The sequence below is a fragment of the Ruegeria lacuscaerulensis genome (assembly GCF_013033355.1).
Lineage (GTDB): Bacteria > Pseudomonadota > Alphaproteobacteria > Rhodobacterales > Rhodobacteraceae > Ruegeria > Ruegeria lacuscaerulensis_A.
The window spans coordinates 1-25909 of the sequence record NZ_WQDY01000003.1 but is presented as its reverse complement, the minus strand read 5'-3'; the positions used below and the strand labels follow the sequence as shown (position 1 = coordinate 25909).

The window sequence follows — 25909 nt, the reverse complement described above, 5'->3', positions numbered from 1 at the left end:
AGACAGTGAGGCCCCATGACAATACGTGACTTTTGGCGTCTGAACGCCACCGACCTGACGAACCTGACCCGCAAGGGCGAGATCAGCGCGGAAGACGCTATAAAATCCTCGATCGACAGGTTGCATCAGGTCAATCCCGACCTCAATGCCGTCGTCGAAGACCTTAGTACCGAGGCCGTCAGCCATGCGCGTGAACTGGACAATGCAGTCGCCGGGGGCGCGGAACCCGGCCCACTGCACGGCGTGCCTGTCACCATAAAGATCAACGTCGATCAAAGAGGGCATGCAACCACGAACGGCGTCGTTGCTTTAAAGGATGTGATTGCACCCGATGATGCCCCGGTCGTCAGAAATCTGCAAAACGCAGGTGCTATTGTGATCGGCCGTACCAATACACCCGAATTCTCGTTTCGTGCCGACACGGATAACGACCTGCACGGCCGCACGTATAACCCGTGGGGGCGGCATATCTCGCCGGGTGGATCTTCGGGTGGTGCCGGTGCGGCGGTGATGGCGGGGATCGGGGCCTTGGCGCATGGCAATGATATCGGCGGCAGCCTGCGGTTTCCAGCGGCCGCCAACGGCGCGGTGACCGTGAAGCCAGGTCTGGGCCGCGTACCCGCGTTTAACCCAAGTCAAAAGGTTGAGCGTGGCTTGCTGGCGCAATCCATGTCAGTGCAAGGGCTGATCACCCGTTCGGCTGCGGATTTGCACCTGTCGATGCCCAGCCTGATCGCGGCTGATCCCCGCGATCCGTTTCATGTTGCCGTGTCGTGGCGCGGGGATAAGACCGACGGGCCCATCAAGGTTGCCTTTACCAAGAACACCTACGGCTATGATTTACACCCCGAGGTCGACAAAGCGCTGGACACCGCCCGTGACGCGCTGATGGACGCGGGGTATGACGTGCAAGAGGTGAACACACCCGACGTGTTCGAATGCGGGCGCGGTGGGTATCGCGCGTTGATGGGTGAAGTTCTGACCTTGTTGAAAACAGATATCGAGGCCGCCGGATCGCAAACCATCCGCGATATCTTTGAAGTATACTTCCAGGAATTTCCGCCCATCACCGGAACCGAGTTGATCGGTATGTTGGCCAAGCGAACACAGTACGCGCGTGAATGGGCACTATTCATGCTGGATTATCCGCTGATTCTGTCGCCGTTCCTGCCGCAACCCTTTTTCGGCCCCGACCGTGACACCGAAGGCCCCGAAGGCGTCCACGAAGTTCTGGGCTGCGCGGTCTATTCCTACGCGATGAATTTCCTTGGCCTTCCCGCCGCCAGTGTTCCAGCGCGTCTGGCCGATCTACCAAACGGGCCACAACCGATAAACGTCCAGATTGCTGCAGCGCGCTGGCGCGAGGATATGGCCGTAGATGCCGCCGCCGCGATAGAGGCACGTGTGGGACAGATGTGCCTACCGCTGTGGGAAAGGATGGATCAGGTCAACTGACCCCTGCCAAAAGAAATTGACCCCGGGGTTTTGTACCCGGGGCCCACTTTCTAAAATATGCCCGGAGATCCGATAACAAGCGTAGCACCACCTACCCTTGCCAGCGCGAAAACTGCGCGTTCATTTCGAAAACACCGTTGGCGGCCACTCACTCCCGCCGTTGATGTGTCTCCGGGCAAGTTCACATTAATCCATGGTTAATCAATCTCCTGTGAACTGGTTCACACAAGAGTGAGAAAATTGCCAACAGCACGCAAAATCAGGTGAATTGCTCCGAGATCAGCCGCTCTTCCAGCCCATGACCGGGGTCGAAAAGGATGCGATGCTGGATCGAAGGCTCGGACCTGATCTCGACCCAGTCGATATCCGGGAACGAGATAGAATCGGCGTCCGCCATGACCGGGCGTTTATCCGCGTCCAGCACATCAAACCGAACCTTGGCGATCTTGGGCAACAAAGCGCCCCGCCACCTGCGCGGGCGAAACGCGGCGATCGCGGTCAGGGCCAGAACATCGGACCCAATCGGCAGAATCGGACCATGGGCCGAGTAATTATAGGCCGTGGACCCCGCAGGCGTGGACAACAGCGCCCCGTCACAGACCAACTCGTCCATGCGAACCCGTCCGTCCACACTGATCTTGAGGCGTGCGGCCTGCGGACCGGCCCGCAGCAGCGATACCTCGTTGATCGCAAGCGCCTCATGCATCTTGCCGGACTGGTCCATCGCGCGCATAGCCAGTGGATTGATGACCTCTTCTATCGCTACATCAAGGCGTTCCATCAGGTCAGTCTCATGGAACTCGTTCATCAGAAATCCGATGGTGCCACGGTTCATGCCGTAAACAGGTGTATCCAGATGCTGCATGTTGTGCAGCGTGTGCAGCATGAAGCCATCGCCGCCCAGCGCAACGACCACATCGGCATCACGCGGCGCTGCGTTACCATAACGCCTGACCAGCGTGTCGCGCGCGGTTTGCGCCACTTTCGCGTCGCTGGCAAGAAAAGCGATTCTCTGAATCATCTGTTGCGGTTTCCGGTGCTGCACATTTGGTTCCGAAACAACCATACCTTTCCCCGATAGGCCAGTCTTGACGCCGCAGTTGGCCAAATCGTCGCTTTAAGCCTTTTGCCGCTGGCCAGTTTCCGATAGGAAATCCGCAAATTACCCCCCAGTATGTGGAGCCCCCATGAACGCCAATCTTCGTGATACCGGATTTTTCACCCAATCCCTCGCTGACCGTGATCCCGAGCTGTTCGGCTCGATTACATCCGAGCTGGGACGTCAGCGCGACGAGATCGAACTGATCGCATCCGAGAACATCGTGTCTGCCGCGGTGATGGAAGCGCAGGGTTCGGTGATGACCAACAAATATGCCGAAGGCTATCCGGGTCGTCGTTATTATGGCGGTTGCCAGTTCGTTGATGTCGCCGAAAATCTGGCCATCGATCGCGCCAAAGAACTGTTTGGCTGCGGATTTGCCAACGTTCAGCCGAACTCGGGCAGCCAAGCCAACCAGGGTGTGTTCCAGGCGCTGATCCAGCCCGGCGACACCATTCTGGGCATGAGCCTGGACGCAGGTGGCCACCTGACCCATGGCGCAGCCCCCAACCAGTCCGGCAAGTGGTTCAAGGCTGTTCAATACGGCGTGCGCCAGCAGGACAACATGCTGGACTATGATCAGGTCGAGGCGCTGGCGAAAGAGCACCAGCCCAAGCTGATCATCGCAGGTGGCTCGGCCATCCCGCGCCAGATCGACTTTGCCCGCATGCGCGAGATTGCCGATATGGTCGGCGCTTACCTGCACGTGGATATGGCGCACTTTGCCGGTCTGGTTGCAGCAGGCGAGCATCCGAGTCCCTTCCCGCATGCGCATGTGGCCACCACCACCACCCACAAGACCCTGCGCGGTCCCCGCGGTGGCCTGATCCTGACCAATGACGAGGCGATCGCCAAGAAAGTGAACTCGGCCATCTTCCCCGGCATTCAGGGCGGCCCGCTGATGCACGTCATCGCTGGTAAAGCTGTCGCCTTTGGTGAGGCGCTGCGCCCCGAGTTCAAAACCTACATCCAACAGGTCGTGACCAACGCGCAGGCGCTGTCGGACCAGCTGATCAAAGGCGGTCTGGACACGGTTACACATGGCACCGACACCCATGTGGTTCTGGTCGACCTGCGCCCCAAAGGCGTTAAGGGCAACGCGACCGAGAAAGCCTTGGGTCGTGCGCACATCACCTGCAACAAGAACGGCGTTCCGTTCGACCCCGAAAAGCCAACCATCACGTCGGGCATTCGCCTGGGCTCGCCCGCAGGAACCACTCGTGGGTTTGGTGAGGTCGAGTTCCGCCAGATCGCGGATTGGATCATCGAAGTGGTCGACGGTCTGGCCGCTAATGGCGAAGAAGGTAACGGCGCGGTCGAAGCCAAGGTCAAGGCCGAAGTGGCCGAACTGTGCGCGCGCTTCCCGATCTATCCGAACCTGTAGAATGTCAGGATATCAAAAAGTTGAACGGCGCCCCAGCGGCGCCGTTTTTCATATGAAGCCCTGCCACCGCAGAAACACAAGAAGCAGAACCGACAGGGCCAACAAGTTGAAAGCCAACCCACCCAGCATTCCCAGAAACCAGCCCAGCCTGCGGTCGGCCAGATTTATGCCGGTCAGATGATCCTGCACCTCTTCTGACGCGCGGGCCAGTTTGCGCGTGTCCAGCACCAGCCTCAGCTTGGGATGGGCCGCCATCTGCTCGGCATCGGCCAAAAGCAGCGCCTGTTTGTAAATGCGCCGGGGCAATTGACGTTTGGCTTTTCTGACCGAGGCCGTCAGAGTCTTGTCCTGCACACCCAACTTGTCGCGCAACAACTGCACGGTCTGCGCGATTTGAGTTTGGATGTCGGGGTTTTGCGCCATATCGGGGCCTCCTGCCGCGGCACTGTATCCGGGCCGGACATGCGCCACAATGGGGCTGGCTGTTTGTCGGCACGACAGGTATCACACGGACATGCTGAACACGATCATCCATGGTGAACCGACTTCAAATCCGCCTTTGCTGATTGCCCATGGGCTATATGGCTCGGGTCGAAACTGGGGTGTAATTGCACGCAGACTGTCTGATGAGCGACAGGTCGTGGCCGTCGACATGAGAAACCACTCCGACAGTGAGTGGACGACACAACATGACTACCCGAGCATGGCCGATGACCTGGCAGAGGTGATTGATCATTTTGGTGGACAGGCGGATGTACTCGGTCATTCGATGGGCGGCAAGGCGGCCATGACGCTGGCCTTGCTGCATGGCGAGAAGCTGCGCAAGCTGGTGGTCGCTGACATCGCGCCCGTTACTTATACGCATAGCCAGATCCAGTTCATCGAGGCAATGCGCGCCGTTGACCTGTCATCTGTCACGCGTCGGTCAGATGCCGAACAGCAACTGGCCGAACAAGGTGTCGAGAAAGCCTTACAGAGCTTTTTCACCCAATCGCTGGACATTAAGGGTCAGCGGTGGTTGCTGAATCTGGATACTCTGTCTGCCGAGATGCCGAAAATCATGGGCTTTCCCGAGTTGACAGGCACATGGGACAAACCGACCCTGTTTCTGTCCGGGGCTGAATCTGACTATGTGCTGCCCGAATACCGCCCCGCGATCCGGGCGCTGTTTCCAACTGCGCGCTTCGCCAAAATACCCGGTGCGGGACATTGGTTGCACGCCGAAAAACCGCGTGAATTCGAGGCTTCGGTTCGGGCCTTCCTGAACGCCTAGGAGAAAGTCCGCAAAAGCGACCGGCGCGGCTGTTACCGCGTCGATCCTTTGACATTCAGCTTCAAGTCATTCGCTTCAGGAGCCCGCGACGTCGCCGCCACCTTCAACCCAGTCTTTGAATCCACCCAGGTTATAAACCTGCGCGTATCCCATATCCTTTAACAACTTGCCCGCCAGCGCCGCGCGCCCTCCGGCCGCGCAATACAGAATAATGGGACGATCCTTACGCAGCTCGGGGTCATGAGATTGCAACTCATCGTCGGCATGAAACTCCAACATCCCCCTTGAGATGTGATGCGCGCCTGCAGCCCGACCCGTTTTCTGCAATTCAGCCCCATCACGAACGTCCAGTAGTAAACCACCCTGCCCCAGAACCTCGACCGCGCGGGCCATATCTATCCGTTCAACAGCGGCGTTCGCGGCTTCCATCATCTCTTTCACGGTTAAGGACATAGGCGTTTCTCCTGTTGGTGTTCCCAACAAGATAACATGCGAAAACTGGAAGGTGTAGGTTGAAGACCCTACACCCGTGATCAATGTTCGCGGAAGGCACGCGACATACTGTCCGTCACCGGTTTGGCGATATAAGCCGCAAAAGTGCGTTCTTCGGTTTGAATCATGATCTCGGCAGGCATACCCGGTGTGGGGATAAAGCCCCGTACCCGGTCAATCTCGTCCGGGGCCAGTGAAATCCGGGCCAAGTATACTTCTTGAGGCGTTCCTGACGAGTCTTCGACCAGAGCGTCCGCCGAGACATAGAACACCTCACCGCTTAGTACTGGCGTCGTGCGTTGGTTCAGCGCCACCAAACGCACTGTAGCGTTCTGGCCCTTGCCCACACTGTCAATTTCGGTTCGAGGAATTTGCGCCTCGATGATAAGGGGCGCATCGGCAGGTAGGATTTCAGCAATAGGCTCGCCAGTTTCGATCACGCCCCCGGGTGTGTGGTAGTGAAGCCTTACTACAGTCCCCGTGACTGGTGCGCGAACAACGGCACGATCCAGAACACTGCGCGCCTGACGCGCCTTTTCGCGGACACTTTCCAGATCGGCTGCAATCACACCCAACTCATCCAACGCGGCTTCGCGATAGGCCGAACGTGTCCGCGTGATCTGTTCGTCATACTTCAGCAACATCTGGTTGATTTCCGCCGTCTCAGCCGCCAGCCTCGCCTGCTGTCCCTCCGCCTCAGCCTGCACGCGACGGATCGTGTTCAGATCTCCCTTTCGAACCAAACCTTTGTCAAACAATGCCTTTTTGGTTTCAAATTCTTCCTGCAGGATTTCCGCGCGACGTTTCATACTGTCCAGTTGCGCCTCGAACCCGCTGGACCGGATCCTGAGGGCCTCCATGTTGCGTTCCAACAATGCGATATCATTCAGCAGGGTTTTGCGGGATACTTCGAAGCTGATCTTCTGGCCATCAAGAATGGTCATGACTTCGACATCGTCAGTGGCCGAAAGCAACTCGGCGGAAAACTCCAACTGATCCATCTCATTGTGTTCGGCCTCAAGACGTTCAGACATGGCTTGCAAGCGGATTTTGCGAATGAACAGTTCTCGTTCATTGGCCTCGGCCGAAGTTTGGTCCAGCGTCATCAACACTTCCCCCGCCTGAACCGACTGACCTTCAATCACTTTGATGTTTTCAATGATCCCGCCCTCAAGATGCTGTACGATCTTGTTACGACCAGTGGCCACGAAACTTCCCTGCGCAATCACCGCAGCAGCTAGCGGTGCGCTGAAAGACCAGACGCCAAAGCCGCCAAAGCAGACGACCAGCATAACTAAACCAACTACGACCAACCGGTTGATCGAGCGCGGTACTTCAGCGTACCAGACAGTTGGGTCTTTGGGGTCATTATTGACCGGCACGAGATCATTCATTACGCATCCCCTTTCTGCTGGCCTTCAATCCCAGCCTGTTTGCGCGGGCCGTTCAATTGTTGCAACACCTGTTCGCGCTGCCCGAACAAAGCAACACGTCCGTCCGTCAGCAGCATGATCTTGTCGACCACGTTCAACAGCGTTGGCTTCTGCGTAATCACCACGACCGTAATCTTGTTTTCCTTGGCCTGCGCGATGGCCCGTGCCAGCGCCTGATCTCCGGCCACATCAAGGTTCGAGTTCGGCTCATCCAGAACCACAAGCCGCGGATTTCCAAAGAAGGCACGCGCAAGGGCAATCCGCTGCTTTTGCCCGCCGGACAATGGCGAGCCATCGGCGGCCACAACAGTCTCATACCCTTGGGGCAACGTGGCGATCATGTTGTGGACATCAGCTAGAACGGCAGCATCGTGGATCTGTTCGTCCGTTGCATCTTCGCGCATACGGCCAATGTTGTCCTTGATGGTGCCCGGAAACAGCTGCACATCCTGCGGCAGATAGCCGATGCTTTCGCCGAATTGGCGCGGATCCCAGTTGCGGATATCCATAAGGTCCAGGCGCACGCTGCCGGATGTAGGCAAAATCGATCCGACCAGTGTTTTGCCCAACGTGGTCTTACCCGCGCCGGAGTTGCCAATGATCGCCAGAGTCTCGCCCGGATTCAGCGCAAAGCTGATCCCATTCAATACAACGCGCTTGGTGCCGCCGGGAACAAAAAGCAGCCGTTCCACATCCAACCGCCCTTCTGGCCGCGGCAAGCGCAGTTTCTCGAACTGAAGCGCCGAGTTGGACAGCAAGTTCTTGATCCGCCCGTAAGCCCCACGTGTCAGCAGGAAACCGTTCCACCCTTCGATGGAGCCTTCGATGGGTGCAAAAGCCCGCCCGGCAATGATCGACGCCGCGATCACCATCCCGCCCGTGATTTCGCCCTGCAGGGCCAGGAATGCCCCCCACCCCAGAATGGCTATCTGTGTCAGCAAACGCACCGCTCGCGAAATAGCGGCGAAAATAACGTTCCGGTCCTGTGCCCGCACTTGCCACGTCAGTGACTGCGCAGTGTCTCGGCCCCAAATACGCACGGCCTCGGGGATCATGGCCAGAGCATTTATAATCTGGCTGTTGCGCGACATCGAATCCAGATGCTGGTTGGCCATGGATTGCGCCCGGTTGGCCTCGGCAAAAGGTCCGGCAGTCATACGTTGGTTGATAAGGGCAATGACCATCAACAACAGCGCTGTGACGATCACGATCATACCCAGCTGGGGATGAACCAGAAAGATCATAAGGATGAACAACGGTGCAAATGGCACGTCCAGAAACGAGATCAAAGTCCCCGATACTAGAAAACCTCGTACCTGCTGAAGATCACCCAATGTCTGATATTCGCGCCCTGTGCCATGCAACGAAGCATGAGCGGCCGCGCTGAGGATCGGAGCACCCAGCCGTGCATTAACCTCGACCGCGGTTCGCATCAGCATGAAGCGACGCACCGCATCGAAGGCCGACTGAAAGATGACAGCGCCAGCCACGATCGCGGTCAGCATGATCAACGTATCCAACGATCGACTGGTAAGCACGCGGTCACTGATCTGAAACAGGTAAATCGGGATCGCCAGAATAAGGATATTCGTCGCACAGGTCAGGACCAGCACAAAGGCAAGGTTGCGCAGAATAGCACGCAGCGAGACTTGCAGGGTACGCTGAAAATCCTCGGGCGGGGTGCGTTTGTGAAAGGTCTGGGGTGGCCCATTACCATCTCCGCCGCCGCTTTTCTTCAACGGCAAAGGTTGGTTCGCCTTGGCCTCGATAGTGGTGCCAATACTCGCACCGCCTTTGGAGCGCGACAGGGGGGGGACCCGCGCGGTCTCCTTTCTGGCGGTTTCAGGACCGAGCCCTTCAGCATCGGCCACCCCAGCATCGCAGCCCTTAGTACCGTGACCTTGATCAGGCTGCGACGTAGCGCGCCGAAGGGAATATTCAGCGCGTTTCTGAATTTCGTCAGTTTCGGACCTTTGATCGGGGTCCAATCTGATTTTGTTTGCTTCCGGTTTTTCGGGCCCTTTTTTCAAAGGCCGCACACGCATGTCTTCGCTTAATCGTAATTCGGGCAATATGCCGGACGCCGTCGCCGTTCGTGCGGCAACTGATTTGACTGGATTGGCCCCACCCCCGCCGTCCATAGGACTGGCAAAGAGAGAGCGACGCGACGAAAACGTTCTCGACATACTCAGACTTTCGGTTCACTCGTAAAAAAACTGGGAAATTAAGCTAACATTGAGGACAGCGCATCATCCACGCTGGCCATTTCAGAGGGCGTCAGTTTGTTGTGCCCCGGGGCAAGGTCTGACTTCCCCGGTCCAGATGTTTCCTGCATCAGGATCGCTATGGCTTCATTGGCCAGCTCTGTACCCAGATCTTCGTCTTGGGTGTCAATCAGGCTCGCCTGATGCAGAACGACGTCCGAATATTCGCCTTCCGATGCCATAACGACCGAGTCCACTCCGATGGTCGAGATACTCGCCGCATTCAGCACCGCATTTCCAGCACCCAGCGCTGAAGCGATGGCACCATTCCCTCCTTGTACGTGAATATCATCCTGGTCCTGCAGGGTAGTCACCTGTTCGATGGCGTTGACCTGCACCAGATCACCTTCGATTTTCAGAACTCGCACCTGCTCCATCCCCGCAAATTGAGGATCGTTCAGCAGTGCATCTTCCAAAGCGTCAGTATCCATCTCCTGCAGAGGTAAAACTTCGGCCAGCGTTTCCGACAACTCTTCATGAGTGTCTTCCCCAATGGTCGTCAGTTCCACGTGGTTCATGACAAGGTTGTCATTGTCTTCCTCGGCGACCACCCCCGAGACCACATCGTCATCGACCAACGCAATCGTCTGATGGACAAAATCCACCGAAACCATGTCTCCGCCGATTAAAACCAGATCGTAATAGCTGCCGAGCTGAACGACGCTGACCTCATTCACCAGATCGTTGTCACCCAACACAAACAGGCTGGTTGTGGCGTCGATCTGGGTTTCAATATGGTCGATATCAGTGGCGTTGATTTCTTGTTTCACGAAATTTGTGACGAACAGATCACCCGAAATCCAGGTGATCGCGACAAGAGGATCTTGTCCCTCTTCCGAGACATTATCATCAAGCCAGGACGCCTCATCGGATTCCACTGCAATACTTGACGACTGAACCACCGTGGTTTCGCTTTGACTATCCTCGGGCCCTTCGTCGACATCCGAGACAATCGCCACCTGGCTTACAACGGTTAGGTTGACCGACTGCCCACCGACCGCAATTACCGGAGCATCGACCCAACCGACGGTAATGGCCACCTCGTTTATCGCTAGGTTGCCCCCCGCGATAACGGTGTGACCATCGCCAAAATCTGCATCGTCTGACTGATCCCACTCAGTTGGCAACAAATCAGGGTGGTCACTGTCATCTTCTTCATCAGGAAGATGGTGACTTGGCACCAATTCCAGAAAATCCGGAAGTTCCTCGACATGTTCACCGTTCACAATCGTTCCTATGGCTTCATCGCCTTGAAACTGGTGGACAGTCACATCCTCAGACGGGGCTTCGAACGGGGCCTCCATCTCGGCAACAATCGATTCGAGATGCTCGATCGACTGATAATCGGAAATACTAAAGGATGGGGACGATACCGCGTGTAGAGAAAGCGCAACATCAGCCAGTTCCTGACCTTGCTGCACCAATGAGTCCACATCGCGGAAATCCCCCTGACCGATGGTGTCGTTGTCGTTCAGGTCCAATGTCTGAATCGCATAGGTGACAGCCGAGCCGATCAGTTCGGGGATCAAAACCGGTTTTGCGACTAAGATCGGTATCGAGGTCGACGCGATCGCCGCATCGGGAAGCACTTGATCGGGACCCGGGCCAGTCTGCAATGGACCATCGGGAACCGGCCCCAACGGTTGAGGGTTTGGAGCCAACGGAATGTCAGTGTGACTAACCGATGGCGCATAGGGCAAAGCGTCGTATTTTCCGGGGTCAAGGTTAAGGTCTGCCCGTACTTTCACGGCAGCACCTTCTTCCAGCTCTTCCATCTCAGCCTTGCGCCTGAGAGCAGTAAATTCCTGATATTGATCTCGCAACCGAGCTTGCTCGGTCGTCAGATCAAAAGTTCCGATGAAATGGGCAATCGTCTCACTGATACTATCAAACGACATTTCAATTTCCTTTCCCGCGGCGTTCAAAATCAACTGCCTTGGGTTAAGTTGAGTCGGGGCCATCTGTCCTTGGCCCCGACAGTTTTTCAGAAGTGGTCAGAGCCTGGAAACCCAAGCTCTGACCCGGCCACCACGCAAGTTACGCGTCGGCGTCGTCGCTGGCGAAGCTGGAGGTCATCGAGCCACCGACCATGGTTGTGTCGACCGAGTTGCCAAGAACGTTGGCGCCCATGACAATCGACTGGTTGAACGCCGAAGTGTCGACCACCGCAGCCGCCGAGGCATAGGACTCGCCGTTCACAATGCCGTCTCCGCCGTTGCCAGAGCCCCACTCGCCTGCATGGCCACCGGTCCCGCCAGCACCCGAATAGGCACCCGCAGCGTCACCGCCGTTGACCATTGCGCCGGTCGTCGCACCCGAGGTCGCAGTGCCGATCGCGTCGCCACTGGTTCCGCCGTTACCGGCACCAGCGCCGCCGCCACCACCAAAGCCGGACATGGCCGACCCGGTCGCGCTGCCCGCGCCCGTCGAGGTTGCGTCATTGTCGGACATCGCGTCACCGCCATACCCTGCAATGGCACTTGCCAGACTGTCTGCAGACCCGTCCGTATCCGCGACCGAGAACAGACCAGAGTCGCCGCCCTCGCCTGCGGTGTTGGTTGCATCAGCAGACCCCGCACCTGTGCCGCTGGACATCGCATCCTGCTGGATCGCGCCGCCGCCGCCACCGAAACCATCGGCAGTCGCGGTTCCGGTACCGGTACCTGTTGCCGACCCGTCGGTGGTGTTGCTACCGGCCGCGCCACCATCACCGCTGTTGTTCTGCGGCAGGCTCGCGGTTCCGTTCACATCGCCGGGCGATTGGGTGACGTTCGGGCCAGTCGTGGTTTGATCGCCAACGCCTTGCGCGCCAGAAGTCGCACCCGCGGTACCTCCGGTTGCCATTCCGCCCGAGCCATCGCCGCCCGAACCAACGCCACCGGTCCCGTCACCGCCACCAGCGCCACCGCCAGTTCCGTCGCCACCCGAACCGAAGGCACCTGTGCCATCGCCGCCAGAGCCAACTGCGCCCGAACCAACGCCACCGGTGCCCGGATTACCGTGATTTGTGTCTCCGCCACCATTGCTGGCATCAGCATGACCAGCATTCAGTCCAATCAGACCATTCTGCTGATTCAAAGCTGCCAGAGCTGCGTCAACCTGACCCGAGTCACCACCGGTACCCGCGCCGCCAGTTCCGGCACCGCCAGTTCCAGCTGCACCATTACCGCTGCCGCCCGTTCCGGTTGCACCGTTGCCGTTGCCGCCGGTACCGCCACTGCCGTTACCGTTGCCACCGGTGCCACTTGCACCTGTGCCATTCCCGGTATCCGCATCGGCCGCACTGCCAGCCAGGCTTCCTGCAAGCCCAAGGCCCAGATTGCCGGCGTCTGCGTCATTGGCCTCGGTCTCGCTGCTTCCGGCGTTGATCGCGACACCATCGGTGTCGGCATAACCGTCGCCACCATTTGCACCGTTTGCGTCAGAGTCATTGGTCCCCTGACCAGCACCCAGCGCACCAGCATGCGATACGTTATCTCCGCCGCTGGACAGACCGCCGTTCTCGGCACCCGAGAGACCCAGGCCCAGGCCCAAGCCGACGGATCCCGCATTACCGCCTTCTCCGGCTACGCTGGTGCCATCGGAAACCGAAGCGCCGCTGTTATGCGCGGCCGAGTCACTGATAGCTTGACCACCTGCGCCTGCACTGCTGCTGCCGTTGGACTCCGCACCAGACAAGCCCACGCCCAAACCGACATTAGACGCATCACCCGCGTTACCACCGTCACCACCGACACCGGTACCATCGGCATCACCGGTGTGACCGCCCAGTGCGTATGCATCGCCGCCAGTCGTATTGCCCGAGGCATTCCCCGCATGGGTGCTGCCACCTTGGCCCGAATTGCCGCCGTCGGAATGCGTGCTGATGCCCTCATCGGCTGTCGCTGAGCCGCCGCGCGCGTTACCGTTCTGGTCAAAGCTACCGGTATTGGTTACCGCAGCCGATCCCAGATGATCATCGTCGCTGAGGTTGGCGTACTGGTGGTTGATGGCGGACATGTCGTTGCCCTCACCACTCAGGTCAATATCCAGGTTCAAATCGTCGCCCGGATCGTAGTCGAAATCGTTTCCAACAGTGATCACATCATCAATCGACGACCCGCCGGATACGTCGACGTCGACCAGGTCGTCGTCACGGCCCAAAGGCTCGGCATCGCCAAAGTCGATGTTGACCCAGTTCGAATTGTCATTGTTGCCATTGGTCTGGCTTTGACCCTGGCCCTGATCCTGACCTTGACCCTGGTCTTGGCCTTGGCCCTGATCCTGGCCCTGTCCCTGATCCTGACCCTGTCCATTCTCGACCACGGTCGCCTGACCCTGGATTTGATCCTGGCCTTGACCCTGTTCATTTTCGACATTGGTGTCCTGATCAGTCAGATCAGCTTCAATATAGGCGTCATCAACGTGAACATCTGCGTCCACGGGAACATATGCCGTACCGATGTTAACTTCATCAATGTCTGTGATGCTGTTATGCGGTTGTTGACGTTTACTCATATCAATAATTCCACTTACTGAGCGCACGGACCGTCATTCATCTCCAAAACGGTGACTGGCGCGTTGAAACAATGAGGCACGCAAGCGCAAACCGCGCATGGGTGCGTGTCTTTTCAGTGATTCCTCTCCCACCCTCCTTTCTCGGCCAAGCCGAAACTACGTCTGAAGAAAAACGTCGCGAAAATGCGCGATGAGCAGACGCAATAGGAACTTCAACTCCGCAAATTGGAGTGCAATCATGGTTGCAGCAGTAAGGTGATCTGGATAGCTAGCCGTAAGCGCTAGAACGGTTAACTCTATATTTTATATTGCAAAAATTTCGATCGGCCATTAGCGAGTGGTCGAGACGAAACAAAAAATTGGTTTAAAACCTGCAAGTTACTTCCCGCAACTATCCAGATTTTATTTGGAAAATCGCACCGATGACGCCTATCCGAAAGTTCTAGAACTCTTCACAATTGAACGACCGGACACGGAAAAAAATTCTACTTTCTTCTATGGCCATCTACTCAAGTGCGTTAATATTCAGTTAATATTAATCTAATGTTCAGTTAATGATTTCGCCGCTTGTGTGGCGTGGTAGTGATAAGGGGGAGGTTATGAACATTCCGCTTCAGGATAATACCCTGAATAGTCAATATTTATTGGAAGAGTTCTCAATCAATTTCATCGGCAAGGAGCTGTTTTATTCAGAGCAGACCATCGAAAGTGTTCAATCTGAATTTGGTGTCTCTACGCATCGCTTCGAATCGATTGCGTCCCTGCCAATTTACGGCGCGGAAAACAATGGTCCCGGAAGAATTCTGATTGTTGACCAGATGTTGACGGAAGATTTTCTAGCCCGCCCGCGACACTATAAGGACAGTGCAGGGCTAGGTAGCCTCGTATTTGCGTATCGCAAGGAAGATGCGGCTCGGTTTGTATTTGACCGTTGGGATCCCGGTGCACATGGGGACATAGGTTACCTTCCGATGAATATTGCACCCGACGCGTGGCGGTCGATCCTTCGCCTTCTCTTACATGAAGAGCTTTATCTTCCCAGTTTTCTCGCCAACTCAGTGTGCAACACAACCTCTCCAACGCAGAAACATTCGGTTGAGTCGACAGACCCGCACCCGCTTTATTCCAAACTGACGCGAAGGGAAAAGCAGGTGTTGCGATTGGTCTCAAAAGGTCAAAGCAACAAGATTATTGCATCAAATCTAGGGATCACTGAACATACGGTGAAGTTGCATATACACAATGTCGCGGGAAAAATCGGTGTAAGCAATCGAACCGCGGCGGCACAGTTCTTTTTTGAGGTCGCCCCGCAAGAGGCGCAGCACACGACAATTGACTGAAGATTTTGAAGCCCGTTTCGATCGTCTCATCCTGCTTGTCGGCAGGCTGAATTATATGTGGACCAACACCGAAAGCCTTTTGATCCATTTGATCGCTGGCCTGTCTGGCACGCCCAAAGACACAGCCGTCATCATTTTTTTAACCTTGAACACAACAAGGGCGCGCATCGACCTTGTAGAACGTCTGGCCAAAATGGAAGGGCGGCCTGCCGAAATACGGGACCCGATACTCGAGCACACACACCGCCTGTCTAAACTGTCTGGCATCCGGAATCGGTATAATCACTGCATCTATTCCTTCGATCCAGACAGCGGGAATCCAAAAACGATTCTTATGCGCATCGCTGACCGAAAAACCGACATCAGACTGGGACGTGAAGACACAGTCGATGACGAGGCTATGCGGGAAATTGAAAAAGTTGTCACCCAATTATCCGAAGCCAACCGCGATATCTGGCGACTTATTGGGCAGCTTGGCTTTCCGGTATGACAAATGGTGCGGATGGCTAGGATCGAGCCCGAAAGCCTTAGGGGAATGTATTTTAAGTCACTGTTTTTAGAACCTTTTATGACTTAATAGAACCTGCTGATGGTCTGCGCAGTCAAGAAAACAAAACTGGTCGCCTCATAGCACGTCCTGAGGTCTCTCAGGATCCAATCGAAACATGGCCTATAGCGGCGATCAAAGATGACCACGAAACTCACTCAGGCGACAGTGCACCGGCTGGCCGAGGACCATCCATCGGGCACCCAGATTTACGACAGCGAGGCGAAAGGCCTCAGGCTATTCTGAGGCATGCGCAAATCTTACTGTCGCCTAAGAAGTTGGTACCCGCGGCCGGACTCGAACCGGCACGGCCTTCCGGCCCAGAGATTTTAAGTCTCTTGTGTCTACCATTCCACCACGCGGGCGAGCGTGTCGGGCCTAACTCGGTCCTGAAAATCTCAATACGGCCACAAGGCTATGAGTACAATGCGCTTTCGGCGACCTGAAGTGTTAAAAGGCGCAACCTCAAGAATATTGCTTCAAACATCTCGCAATCTGAATCGATTTGACTAGGCAAAGAATTTCAAGTTGCGCACTCGAATAGACCGCTCTCTTCGTTTGCTAACGCCCTTTGTGCTGTCCATCTCGGCAAATGAATCTCGGTTTAGAGATGAAACTCGACTTACGAAGACCACAAACCTGATCTTCGGTCGACGGACTAAGCACGCCCACAATGCATGGATGGCAACATAGACGAGGCATTGATCAGGGCGCAGTCGGCGACGCACTGAAAACAAGCCTTAGATGCCCACTGTGCCCGAGAGCTTCACAGTCTCTCTCACGGGCGGTGGGTTTTCCCCAGCTTAACCGCCCAAGGCAACCCTCAAACGGTGCTTCCTGGGCCGATCCTCACTCTGAACCCGCAAGTGGGACCCGTACTCGTCCAGTTGTTCCGCAGCCCGTCTTTCACGTTGGGTTGCCACTGAAGCCGACCGGATTCCCACAGAGTAGGTGGTTTTCGGTGAGTCACAGTGGTGTGAGAGGTCCTGTGGCACTCCTCGATCGGAATAGTATGTGCCGTTCTTATTGAAACAGAAGGGCACTGAAATGTCCGTTGCCTGCACAGCTTTCTTAAGAAGCCAATGTGCATCAATGAGTTGACAAGGGAAGTGGTGCCCCACACGGAATACACAAACCAAAGTAAATATATATTTTTAAAGTATAAAACATAAACACATACCATACGATACCCCGAATAGTACCCCCAGTGGCAAAATTGCCTCGCCTGCACTTGCAGTGTACTTGCGACGACGATTCACCATTTAGAAGTCAATTTTGACCTCGAACAAAGCTACGCCCTCAAAAAAAATAGTCGTTAGTATGACACGAGCTTTGGGATCAATCAGGCAACGAGCCAGCTTTATAGGTTTGAACATTGAAGTATATAATCTGATCAATCGCAGATGCATGCTTTAGTGACCGCTGTGCGAACAAAGCAGTCATTCTTAGAATCTCTAAAGACGAAGATGCAAATGCGTGATAGCTCCAGATTATGGCCACAGCATCTGCGCGAAATCGAACGCCCATCCCTTACGCTTTTGCGGTTGTTGGTGTTCTTTTTGCTTCAATCTGTTTCGGGCTGGTTCCCTACTTCAGCCGAAGCTTGACCGAACAGGGTGTAGCACCCTATGCGGTCGCATTCTACCGCTACATTGTTGCGGCTCTTCTTCTGCTTCCCGTTCTCATCGTGCACCGAAAAGAATGGCGAGAGATCACTTGGGGTCTCTCCGCCGGAGCCGTAATGGGGCTTGGTTGGATCGGATATGTAACGGCGCTGGAGAAGCTACCCGCATCGACAGTGGGTGTGCTTTACATGACCTATCCGGTGTTCACCTTAGTTATTGCTTGGGCTGTGTTTGGCGACGCACCCACGCGACGCGCCATGTTGGCCGCTGGTCTGATTGTGGTAGCAGCTGTCATTGCTGGCTCACCTGCGTCAGTGGCTGCGGAACACCTACCAACGCTGCTGCTATCCCTTGCCGCCCCATTTGGGTTTGGTTTCGGAATTTGCATCCTGGTACACAGGTTGTCACGTATCGCGCCCTTGGCACGTATCGCGTCAGTTTCTCTGGGGTCTGTACTGGGCCTCGCACCGCTCATCCTTGGTGCTGAGGTTGGAGAGCTTCTCCCAATGGAACAGTCCGATTGGCTTTTCATTGTTGGTATTGGTCTGGTTACCGCTTTCGTGCCCCAGCTTATCTACACAATATGCTCACCTGTTATTGGGGCTTCCCAAACTGCGGTCGTCGGAAGCATCGAATTACCCACGATGTTTGCCGTGGGATATCTTGCTTTTGGCGAAGCCATCTCTTTACCTCAAGCTTTGGCATGCGCCTTAGTGCTGGGCGCGATCGCGATCACAAGAAGTAGAAAGACGCGCACCGTATCTACCGTGCTCGCAAAATCACCGAAGCGGTAGTACTGGGCTCAAGGAAGACTTTGGTCTAAATTTCGCGAACGACCACCATGCGGGGAAAACAAGCTTTGATTGAAGATTTTGAAGATTGCCGACTCTACCCGGTTGTGGCGAAATTCAGATACCTACAACTTGGTCCTTGAAGCTATATAGAATGTATAAGACCTCTTCTTGTTCCCGTTGGCCGACGTTGTTGGCCTTTAGGGCGTTCATGGCGTCGTCCAGAACAGCGACAAATTCATCTCCGCTGATGTTCATGTGCTGATGCGCTGCAACCATATCCTTGCCTGTATATATCTCAGGCCCGCCAGAACCAGTTATGAAGAAGTCTCCTGCCATTTGTTTGAGGTGTTCCATATCAGTTCCCGCAAATCGTGCAGCGACAACTGGGTTTTTAGAGTGATTGTCCACCAGAACGTCGACTATTCGCCGAATACCATCCGTTCCTCCCAGACGTTCATATAGCGTCTTTGACATGGTGCCCCCCGTGTCTGGCTCACCTCAAACCTCGATCTCTTGCGAATGCTAGCATGCCGCACTGATTGGCGCCAAATCTATAGCATTTAGGCGATTTTTTTCATCGGAATCCATCACCAAATGCGATGTCTTTTTTGAGCTCACAACCGACGAACGCCGTTACCTGAAGCAATGTCCGTTTTTTGGTTAGTCGGATTTGACCGGCCCATTTTGATTGTAAGCGCATCATTGGCCTGAGACCCATCAGGATGGTTGTTTCATGCGCTGCAAATTCATTTCTTCTCGAAACGGTAAACGCCATCCCAAGCGGCCGGTGGTTTAAACGCGAAACGGCTGCAACGTTCGATAAAGACATCTACAACAAGCTTGTTAGTTGCAATTTCTCGATGCGTCTGGAGGGCTTCTAATGCATCGGCCCATTTTCCAGACTGATACAAGTCATAGCATACACGCCATTCTTCGAGTTCGCGTTTCTTGGCTACGCTTGCCAGAAAGCCACTCTCATCATCTTTTTCCGCGATTAGTTCAAAGATACGACTAGGAAAACTAGTTCCGGCAGGCACAACATGGTCAACTTCGCGCAGCAAAAACATGCTCTCGACATGAACGGCCACATCTGACGACACGAGAATCCTTGTACCGTAAACTTTGTTCAACCCCTCCAGTCTGGAAGCAAAATTTACGGCAGCACCCAGTGCTGTGTATTGCAATCTCGAAAGAGACCCAACGTTGCCGACAACTACGCGACCTGTGTGTAGGCCGAAACGTGTTTGCAACGGACGCAACGGTAACGCTCCATTATCAGAATTGAGACTCGCCTCAGCCTGCAAACACGCCAAAGCTGCTCGGCAAGCGTGAACAGGGTGATCAGTATCATCGAGCGGAGCGTTCCATAGAGCCATAATGGCATCTCCAATGTACTTATCCACTGTACCCTGATTACCAGATATCTCTTTTTCCATTGCTTCGAAATACTCGGACAAAGCAGGCATCAGAACTTCTGGTTCAAGTCCCTCGGTCTGGCGCGTAAACCCTTTAAGGTCGGCGAACATCAGGGTAACGTCGCGCGACTCTCCCCCAACGCTAATTCTCTCTGCTTTTGAAAGGATAGAGCGCACCAGCTCCTTTGGTACGAACGCACCGAAACTCGACAATCCAGCTTTCATACTTGCAATCGCTGTTTCGAGTTCGGCAACTTCCTGAATATTTGATTTCAGGTTCAAGTCCTCACTTAGTTCAAAGTTACTGACTTTTCTTGCTTCAGCTGCCACGCGCACAAGATTTTTGCTCAACAGACGAGCGACAACAAAGGTAAATGCGACGGCCAGGGTCAAAGCAAGTACGCCGAATTGCATAGCACGGGTCGTATTTCTTTTTATGTCTCCGATAAACTCATCTTCCGGCACTATAAGCCCGAGCGTAGGTTGGGCACCGAAGACTTCAGGGATTGGCATCACAGATGCGATATAGCTTCTTCCATCGGATGCTGGAGCTATGCGAAAAAAATCCTGCTGGTTTGCTCGCCATTCATCAATGACACTGTCAATAATTTTGCTACTGCCTTCAATTGACCCATTCGTATTGGAACTCACGAAGCGCGGCTCTCCACCTTTGGATCGCGTGCTGGTGTACGAAAGTAGGCGACCTTCGCGATCTAGCATGAAAACCAAACCATGATCGCCAATCCTGATATCGTCTAGGATTTGCGAAAGTGCCGATATTGTTATGTCGAGCGCGACGACGCCAAGCAATTTACCTTCGTTGTCGACCACGGTTTTTGAGAACGTTGCACCCAGACGTCCTGTGCTCTCAAACTGATAAAGCGGTGAAACATAAATATCGCTTTGCTCCAACGCCCCGCGATACCAAGGGCGCGTTCGAGGATCGTAGACAGTGGTTCCACTAAGAAATGGTGTGGGCAGCGAACTGGCATTGGACCAAAAGTAAGTTTCGACACGCTCGCCAGATTGATCGGCGATTATACGTTGGACGCGGTCTACTCCTTTCGGCACTGGCAAAGCGCTCGGTCCAAAGGTTTTCCAATATTTTGGCAAGTTTATGTTTTGGAAAAAGTCGCCGGATTTTTCCTCTCCAAAATATAAACCATAGTAGTGCTCATTACCCTGCATCTGCGAATAGAGCACTTCCAAACCTGCACTTGAGCCAGCATACTCCGTAAACTTAGAAAGAAAGACGGACGCAGAAGATACGACATTTCCCGCTCCTCGTATTACGGTTAGCATCTTTTCGACTGACTGATTTCTGGCCTCGGTCATCCGCTCATTCGCGGTACGAATGGCGAGTTCTTTGTTGCCAAAATAGAGAATGGCAACAAGCAATGTTGTTACGGCTAAGGTGAGGAACGTGAATAACGTCGCAACGCCGATATGAAGACGTACTTTCATACCCTCAATTAGTCAAAATGTAGTAATAGATGTCCACCCACTCGTCGCCACACAAATGAGTATCTTGAGTGAATTTCCCCCTGAGGACAGAAAAGTACTGGCACTATTGTTCTTCCTTGGCTTCTTCAGCGCTTTTGGTTCGCCCAAACCGAACGCTAAAGGACGGCATATCGTGAACCAGCCAATAGGCGAGTGAACAAGCAATCACTAGAAGAGCCAAGCCGACCAAATCCAGTCCGCTAGTTTTTTCTGTATCGAGTATAATGACCTTCCGCGCGACGGCCATGAGCGCCGTCGCAACCACTATCTTCACATGGATTACATCGTCACGAAGATAAATTGTGATGTTTACGAATATTTCGATAGCGATTAGCACCGCCATGAAGGCGCCAAAAGTCGCTAATATTTCAGAGATTGTCAGGATGAAGACAGGCTGATTGATTAGTTTCTGATAAAGGGTCCAGGCCACATCCAAGACGCCAAGTAGTATAACCAGAACCATCATTACGGCCAGAATACGGACGGCGAACCGAATTACGACCTGAAGTTTTTCTACAAATGGATCCTTGTGTTCCATTTATCACCTCCCCCTCTTTGCTACTTCAGGACGCCAAGCGGGCGTTCTCTGCGCCACCATCGCTTGCTCCCCAACGGAAATATCCTATGCTATCAGTGTTTCATTTCAGCCGAGCTTACCTCGACGATTTTCAGCGTCACTCTAGCGCCAAATGTCTTTTTTTCCCGTAGGACTGGCTCGCTAGCCCCGTTGAAAAAAATCCGAAATCCACACGGCCAACCACAAAAGAAACCTCGATCTGTTTATGGCGCGACTTGCAATCCGCAGAAGCCGATGACTATTCCTGAGTTCGCTTCAAAACGCGCCGCAAACTAATCCGAGAAGCCAAAAAGATTAAATCCCTCCGTCTACAAGTTTAGTAAGATCCTCCTTTCCAAGTAAAACACGTGACCACTATTTTTGGATTAGCCATTTTAACCACACTCATTCCGCTTAAACGAATTTAAGGTTGAACATTTCCTTTAAGCCAGAAAGCACGAGTGTCGGAAGCGCCGCGACAAAGAACGTTCCCAGCAGATGTGAAAGAGGCAGCGGAACCGTGCCCAGAACGAAATGGCCCGGAGCGGAATAAATTGCCAACAACGATAAACCGATTGAAATGCCAACTGCGCCCAGCAGTATGGTGTTGCCAAGGGGCGACTTACGGTAAAGCGTCGTTGTAGTTCGCGCGTCAAAGACATGCCAAATTTGGGCAAATATGAGGGTCATGAAGGCTGCTGTTTGCGCGTGCTCCAGAGAGGCGCCGCGTTCGAGAAACTCTTGAAATACGTAGTAGGTCAGAAGTCCCAATGCGCTGCCCCTAATCAGAATCCGCTCTTTCATTCCGCCGCCAAACATGTCCTCGTCGCGCGGGCGTGGCGGGCGTCTCATTAGATCCGGCTCGCTTTTTTCAAATCCCAGCGCCAGTGCGGGTAAGCCATCTGAAACCAAGTTCACCCAGAGGATCATAAGCGGTGTGATCGGAAGGAGGGGGTCTGCGCCCATTAGCAGGAAAGCGAAAAGTATAGTGGTAACTTCCGCAACGTTGGCAGTCAGAGCTTGCCGGACGAATTTCAGTAGGTTGTCAAAGATTCTACGGCCCTCACGAACGGCCGTGACAATAGTCGTGAAGTTATCATCCAGAAGAATCAACGCGGCGCTGTCCTTGGCAACCTGTGTCCCGGTAATCCCCATGGCGACACCGATGTCAGCCGCGCGAAGCGCTGGCGCATCGTTCACGCCATCTCCAGTCATCGCGGCCACTTCACCATTGGTCTGAAGTGCTTTGACGATGCGAAGTTTGTGCTCAGGCGTCACGCGCGCAAACACAGCTGCGTTCTTCACAGCGTTATTTAAATCTTCATCTTTCATTTGATCGAGCTCAGCACCCGTGAATACGGCTTGCTGTGAACCCGACAGTACACCGATTTGCTCGGCTATAGCCTTGGCGGTGACGGCGTGATCACCAGTAATCATAACCGTACGGATTCCGGCACCAGTGGCTTCTGCTACGGCATGCGGCACTTCTTGCCGGGGGGGATCCATAATACCATGGATACCGGCGAGCACGATTTCCTGTTCGGGGTTGTCGTGATCCAGTTCGTCTGGGGAAACTTCGCGATACGCCACCGCCAAAGTTCTGAGAGCCCGCTCACCAAAGCTGTCAATGACATCTTCTATATCAGCTCGTAGTTCAGGCGTTATTTGCCGCTCCTCCTCGCCGATACGGACCTTAACCGCTCGCGACAAAATCACGTCAGGCGCCCCTTTTGCGACCAAAACAGTCCGCCCGTCGGGAAGCTGTGCGAAGACGGACATCATTTTTCTTGTTGAATCAAATGGAAAGGATTGAAGAGCCTCGCTCCGACGAGCCCTCAGTTCTTCGACATCAATTCCAGCCTTTGCCGCAGCGACCAGAAGCGCACCTTCAGTCGGGTTACCTTGCACTGAGGTCTCAGCACCTTCACCAATCAGCCGGGCATCATTGCAAAAAGCTGAGATCATCAGCACAGGCCATAGCGGTGTCCCCTCTTCGACCTTTGTGGCTTCGTTTTTCGAGTCTAGAAATTCTCCTGACGTATCAAAGCCAGCGCCACTTACCTCCCAGGTTTCACCCCCCGCCCAAATGCGCATCACCTGCATTTGGTTTTGTGTAAGAGTTCCAGTTTTGTCCGAGCAGATAACAGAAGTGGCGCCCAACGTTTCCACCGAAGACAGTTTTCGGGCTAGAGCGTTATTCGAAGCCATGTTCTGAGACCCAAGCGTCAAAAGTATTGTGACGACAGTTGGTAGGCCTTCTGGAATGGCTGCTACTGACAGAGAAATCGCGGTATTTAGCATTTCAGCGAGGTCCATGCCGTTTATAACGCCGATACCAATGACGATAGCCACGACGATAAGGGCCGCGATAATAAGTACCTTCGAAAGTGCTTCGATTTTGAGCTGCAGCGGCGTCTTTGGTTCCTTAGCTGCTGACATCAGATCCGCGATATGGCCAACCTCGGTTCTCATGCCAGTTCCAACCACGACGCCTTCGCCGGTTCCACCAGTGACAAGGGTACTCATGAAACCCATGTTGAGACGGTCGGCAAGAACGACCTCCTGGTCGTTGATCTTGCGATCATGTTTGTCCACAGGTTCGGACTCTCCGGTTAGTGCAGCTTCATCAACCTGCATTCTGTTGGCTTGGAGAAAGCGAATGTCAGCGGCAAGGATATCGCCTGTTTTAACTATCAATATGTCGCCGGGGACCAGATCAGAAGCGGCTATTTGTACCTGGTCACCATCCCTTCTTACCAAAGCCTGAGGTGCTGACATCTCGCGAAGTGCGGCGAGTGATTGTTCTGCCTTGAACTCTTGCCAAAACGAGATGAAGGCATTGAAGATCGCGATCACGAAGATCGCCACGGCGTCGATCCAATGTCCGGTGAAAGCTGAAATAACCGCACCCACCATAAGGATTATTAGGAGTGGGCTCTTAAATTGAACGAGCAGCATTTTCCACGCCGGTTCAGCCTCGGTTTCGGATAGACGGTTCAGACCGTACCGGGAGAGGCGTTCCTTTGCGGTTTCCGAGCTTAAACCGTGTTTAGGATCTACAGCTAGTGTTTCGGTTAACGCAGTTTTCTCGATCACCCAAGGAGCTGTCGGAAGTGTTTTTCGGTCATCCGTGGCATGGAAAGCATGCTGCATAGAAGCCCCTTTCGTTACAACGTGGGTGCAAATTTTCGCGCAAACACAGCGCGAATCACTGCTAGTCTACTTCCTGCCCTCGATTTTTCACTTTCCATTGAGCCATTTTGGCTCGCCAAAAATTGAAACGAATCTAGATACATGCTCGTTTTTTTGCGTCGCTGTACCTTCAACGCGAGAGTTAGTTATGTCCAAATTCAAGTTTCCTACTGCATTCACAATCTTGTTTGCTCTGATCGCTATTGTCGCGGTGCTAACTTGGGTTATTCCAGCCGGTGAGTATGACCGTCAGATGAACGAAGCTCTGGGCAGCGAAGCTCCTGTTCCGGGCACCTATCACGAAGTCGAGTCTAACCCTCAGGGACTAACTTCGGTAATTCTCGCACCAATTGCTGGGATGTATGACCCTGGGCTTCTCGGAAGCTCTTCAAGTGCAGCAATAGACGTTGCGCTCTTCGTTTTGGTTATCGGTGGCTTCCTGATGGTCGTTACCAAAACAGGGGCTATCGATGCTGGCATTGGTTGGTTGCTGCATAGGCTTGAAGGCCGCGAGATTTTAATGATCCCGATTCTGATGATCGCCTTTGCCTTTGGCGGCACAAGCTACGGCATGGCTGAGGAAACACTGGCGTTTTATGCTCTTATAATTCCGGTTTTCATACGCGCGGGATATGATTCACTGACCGGTGTTGCCGTGATCATGCTAGGTGCTGGAATCGGCACTCTTGGCTCGACCTTCAACGCGTTTGCAACAGTCGTAGCTTCGCAAGGCGCTGGTATTCCATTTACGACTGGCATCGTTTTGAGGTTCATTATCCTCATTCTCTGTCTGGCAGCTGGTATCGCTTTTGTCATGAGATACGCAAAGCGAGTAAAGGCCGATCCTTCTGCATCTGTGGTTGCCGATCAAGCCGAGGAAAACAGAAGACATTTTCTCAAAGGGTCGGCCGGCGATGACGCTTTGCCAGAGTTGACTCGAACCCGTTCCACCATCTTGCTCCTGTTCGGGATTACGTTTGCCATCATGATCTATGGTGTTGTGGTACTGGGGTGGTGGATGGCCGAAATGTCCGGTCTCT

17 protein-coding genes, 1 tRNA gene and 1 pseudogene are annotated in these 25909 nt (G+C 54.2%); 7 read left to right on the top strand and 12 right to left on the bottom strand.

From position 1 onward, the window contains the following. Positions 1-15: 15 nt before the first annotated feature. A complete protein-coding gene (locus GOW48_RS06230) occupies positions 16-1455 on the top strand; it encodes an amidase family protein (RefSeq protein ID WP_170752285.1) in 1440 nt (479 codons plus the stop codon). Positions 1456-1714: 259 nt separating this feature from the next. Here GOW48_RS06230 and GOW48_RS06225 read toward each other — a convergent pair whose 3' ends face one another. Next, entirely contained in the window at positions 1715-2476 is a 762-nt protein-coding gene (locus GOW48_RS06225; RefSeq protein WP_234899338.1) for an NAD kinase, read from the bottom strand. A 166-nt stretch (positions 2477-2642) separates the two neighbouring features. Here GOW48_RS06225 and glyA point away from each other — a divergent pair, with 166 nt between their 5' ends. Continuing rightward, the gene (glyA, locus tag GOW48_RS06220) at positions 2643-3938 is read left to right on the top strand and encodes a serine hydroxymethyltransferase (protein WP_170752283.1); all 1296 of its coding nucleotides are present in this window, start codon (positions 2643-2645) and stop codon (positions 3936-3938) included. A 48-nt stretch (positions 3939-3986) separates the two neighbouring features. Here the strand turns inward: glyA and GOW48_RS06215 are convergent, their stop codons facing one another. Next, complete coding sequence (locus tag GOW48_RS06215; protein ID WP_170752281.1) at positions 3987-4361, bottom strand: hypothetical protein; 375 nt, start codon at positions 4359-4361, stop codon at positions 3987-3989. A gap of 49 nt (positions 4362-4410) precedes the next feature. On the opposite strand from GOW48_RS06215, the gene GOW48_RS06210 reads away from it, so the two are divergent. Continuing rightward, positions 4411-5211, top strand: a complete 801-nt coding sequence (locus tag GOW48_RS06210) for an alpha/beta fold hydrolase (RefSeq protein ID WP_234900846.1) — start codon at positions 4411-4413, stop codon at positions 5209-5211. A gap of 75 nt (positions 5212-5286) precedes the next feature. On the opposite strand, the gene GOW48_RS06205 is transcribed toward GOW48_RS06210, so the two are convergent. The 5 genes from GOW48_RS06205 to GOW48_RS06185 all read right to left on the bottom strand — a co-directional run bounded on the left by GOW48_RS06205 (position 5287) and on the right by GOW48_RS06185 (position 13897). Continuing rightward, a complete protein-coding gene (locus tag GOW48_RS06205; protein WP_170752278.1) occupies positions 5287-5664 on the bottom strand; it encodes a rhodanese-like domain-containing protein in 378 nt (125 codons plus the stop codon). An 80-nt stretch (positions 5665-5744) separates the two neighbouring features. Next, entirely contained in the window at positions 5745-7097 is a 1353-nt protein-coding gene (locus GOW48_RS06200; protein ID WP_170354729.1) for an HlyD family type I secretion periplasmic adaptor subunit, read from the bottom strand. Further along, on the bottom strand, positions 7097-9181 hold the full coding sequence (locus GOW48_RS06195) for a type I secretion system permease/ATPase (protein WP_414478907.1): 2085 nt from the start codon (positions 9179-9181) through the stop codon (positions 7097-7099). The genes GOW48_RS06200 and GOW48_RS06195 overlap by 1 nt, the downstream gene beginning before the upstream one ends. A gap of 179 nt (positions 9182-9360) precedes the next feature. Further along, entirely contained in the window at positions 9361-11298 is a 1938-nt protein-coding gene (locus GOW48_RS06190; protein ID WP_170752274.1) for a type I secretion protein, read from the bottom strand. Between the two features lie 139 nt (positions 11299-11437). Then, on the bottom strand, positions 11438-13897 hold the full coding sequence (locus GOW48_RS06185; RefSeq protein ID WP_170752272.1) for a beta strand repeat-containing protein: 2460 nt from the start codon (positions 13895-13897) through the stop codon (positions 11438-11440). A 599-nt stretch (positions 13898-14496) separates the two neighbouring features. Here GOW48_RS06185 and GOW48_RS06180 point away from each other — a divergent pair. After that, positions 14497-15237 (top strand): helix-turn-helix transcriptional regulator, encoded by a 741-nt coding sequence (locus tag GOW48_RS06180; protein ID WP_170354736.1) that lies wholly within the window; start codon positions 14497-14499, stop codon positions 15235-15237. Next, complete coding sequence (locus GOW48_RS06175) at positions 15230-15727, top strand: hypothetical protein (protein WP_170752270.1); 498 nt, start codon at positions 15230-15232, stop codon at positions 15725-15727. The genes GOW48_RS06180 and GOW48_RS06175 overlap by 8 nt, the downstream gene beginning before the upstream one ends. A gap of 336 nt (positions 15728-16063) precedes the next feature. Here GOW48_RS06175 and GOW48_RS06170 read toward each other — a convergent pair. After that, positions 16064-16149, bottom strand: a tRNA-Leu gene (locus GOW48_RS06170). A 1127-nt stretch (positions 16150-17276) separates the two neighbouring features. On the opposite strand from GOW48_RS06170, the gene GOW48_RS06165 reads away from it, so the two are divergent. Beyond that, a complete protein-coding gene (locus GOW48_RS06165) occupies positions 17277-18203 on the top strand; it encodes a DMT family transporter (RefSeq protein ID WP_170752268.1) in 927 nt (308 codons plus the stop codon). A 114-nt stretch (positions 18204-18317) separates the two neighbouring features. Here GOW48_RS06165 and GOW48_RS06160 read toward each other — a convergent pair whose 3' ends face one another. The 4 genes from GOW48_RS06160 to GOW48_RS06145 form a co-directional block, all read right to left on the bottom strand. Beyond that, positions 18318-18677 carry a group I truncated hemoglobin gene (locus tag GOW48_RS06160; protein ID WP_170752267.1) on the bottom strand — a complete coding sequence of 120 codons (360 nt, stop codon included), beginning with the start codon at positions 18675-18677 and terminating at the stop codon, positions 18318-18320. 272 nt (positions 18678-18949) lie between these two features. Beyond that, entirely contained in the window at positions 18950-21082 is a 2133-nt protein-coding gene (locus GOW48_RS06155; protein ID WP_170752265.1) for an adenylate/guanylate cyclase domain-containing protein, read from the bottom strand. A gap of 103 nt (positions 21083-21185) precedes the next feature. Further along, the gene (locus tag GOW48_RS06150; protein WP_068340474.1) at positions 21186-21659 is read right to left on the bottom strand and encodes a phosphate-starvation-inducible PsiE family protein; all 474 of its coding nucleotides are present in this window, start codon (positions 21657-21659) and stop codon (positions 21186-21188) included. 432 nt (positions 21660-22091) lie between these two features. Continuing rightward, positions 22092-24830: a cation-translocating P-type ATPase gene (locus GOW48_RS06145; protein WP_170752263.1), complete on the bottom strand. Its 2739-nt coding sequence runs from the start codon at positions 24828-24830 to the stop codon at positions 22092-22094. Positions 24831-25017: 187 nt separating this feature from the next. Here GOW48_RS06145 and GOW48_RS06140 point away from each other — a divergent pair. Then, positions 25018-25909 (top strand): annotated as a pseudogene (locus tag GOW48_RS06140) (YfcC family protein); the annotation flags it as partial.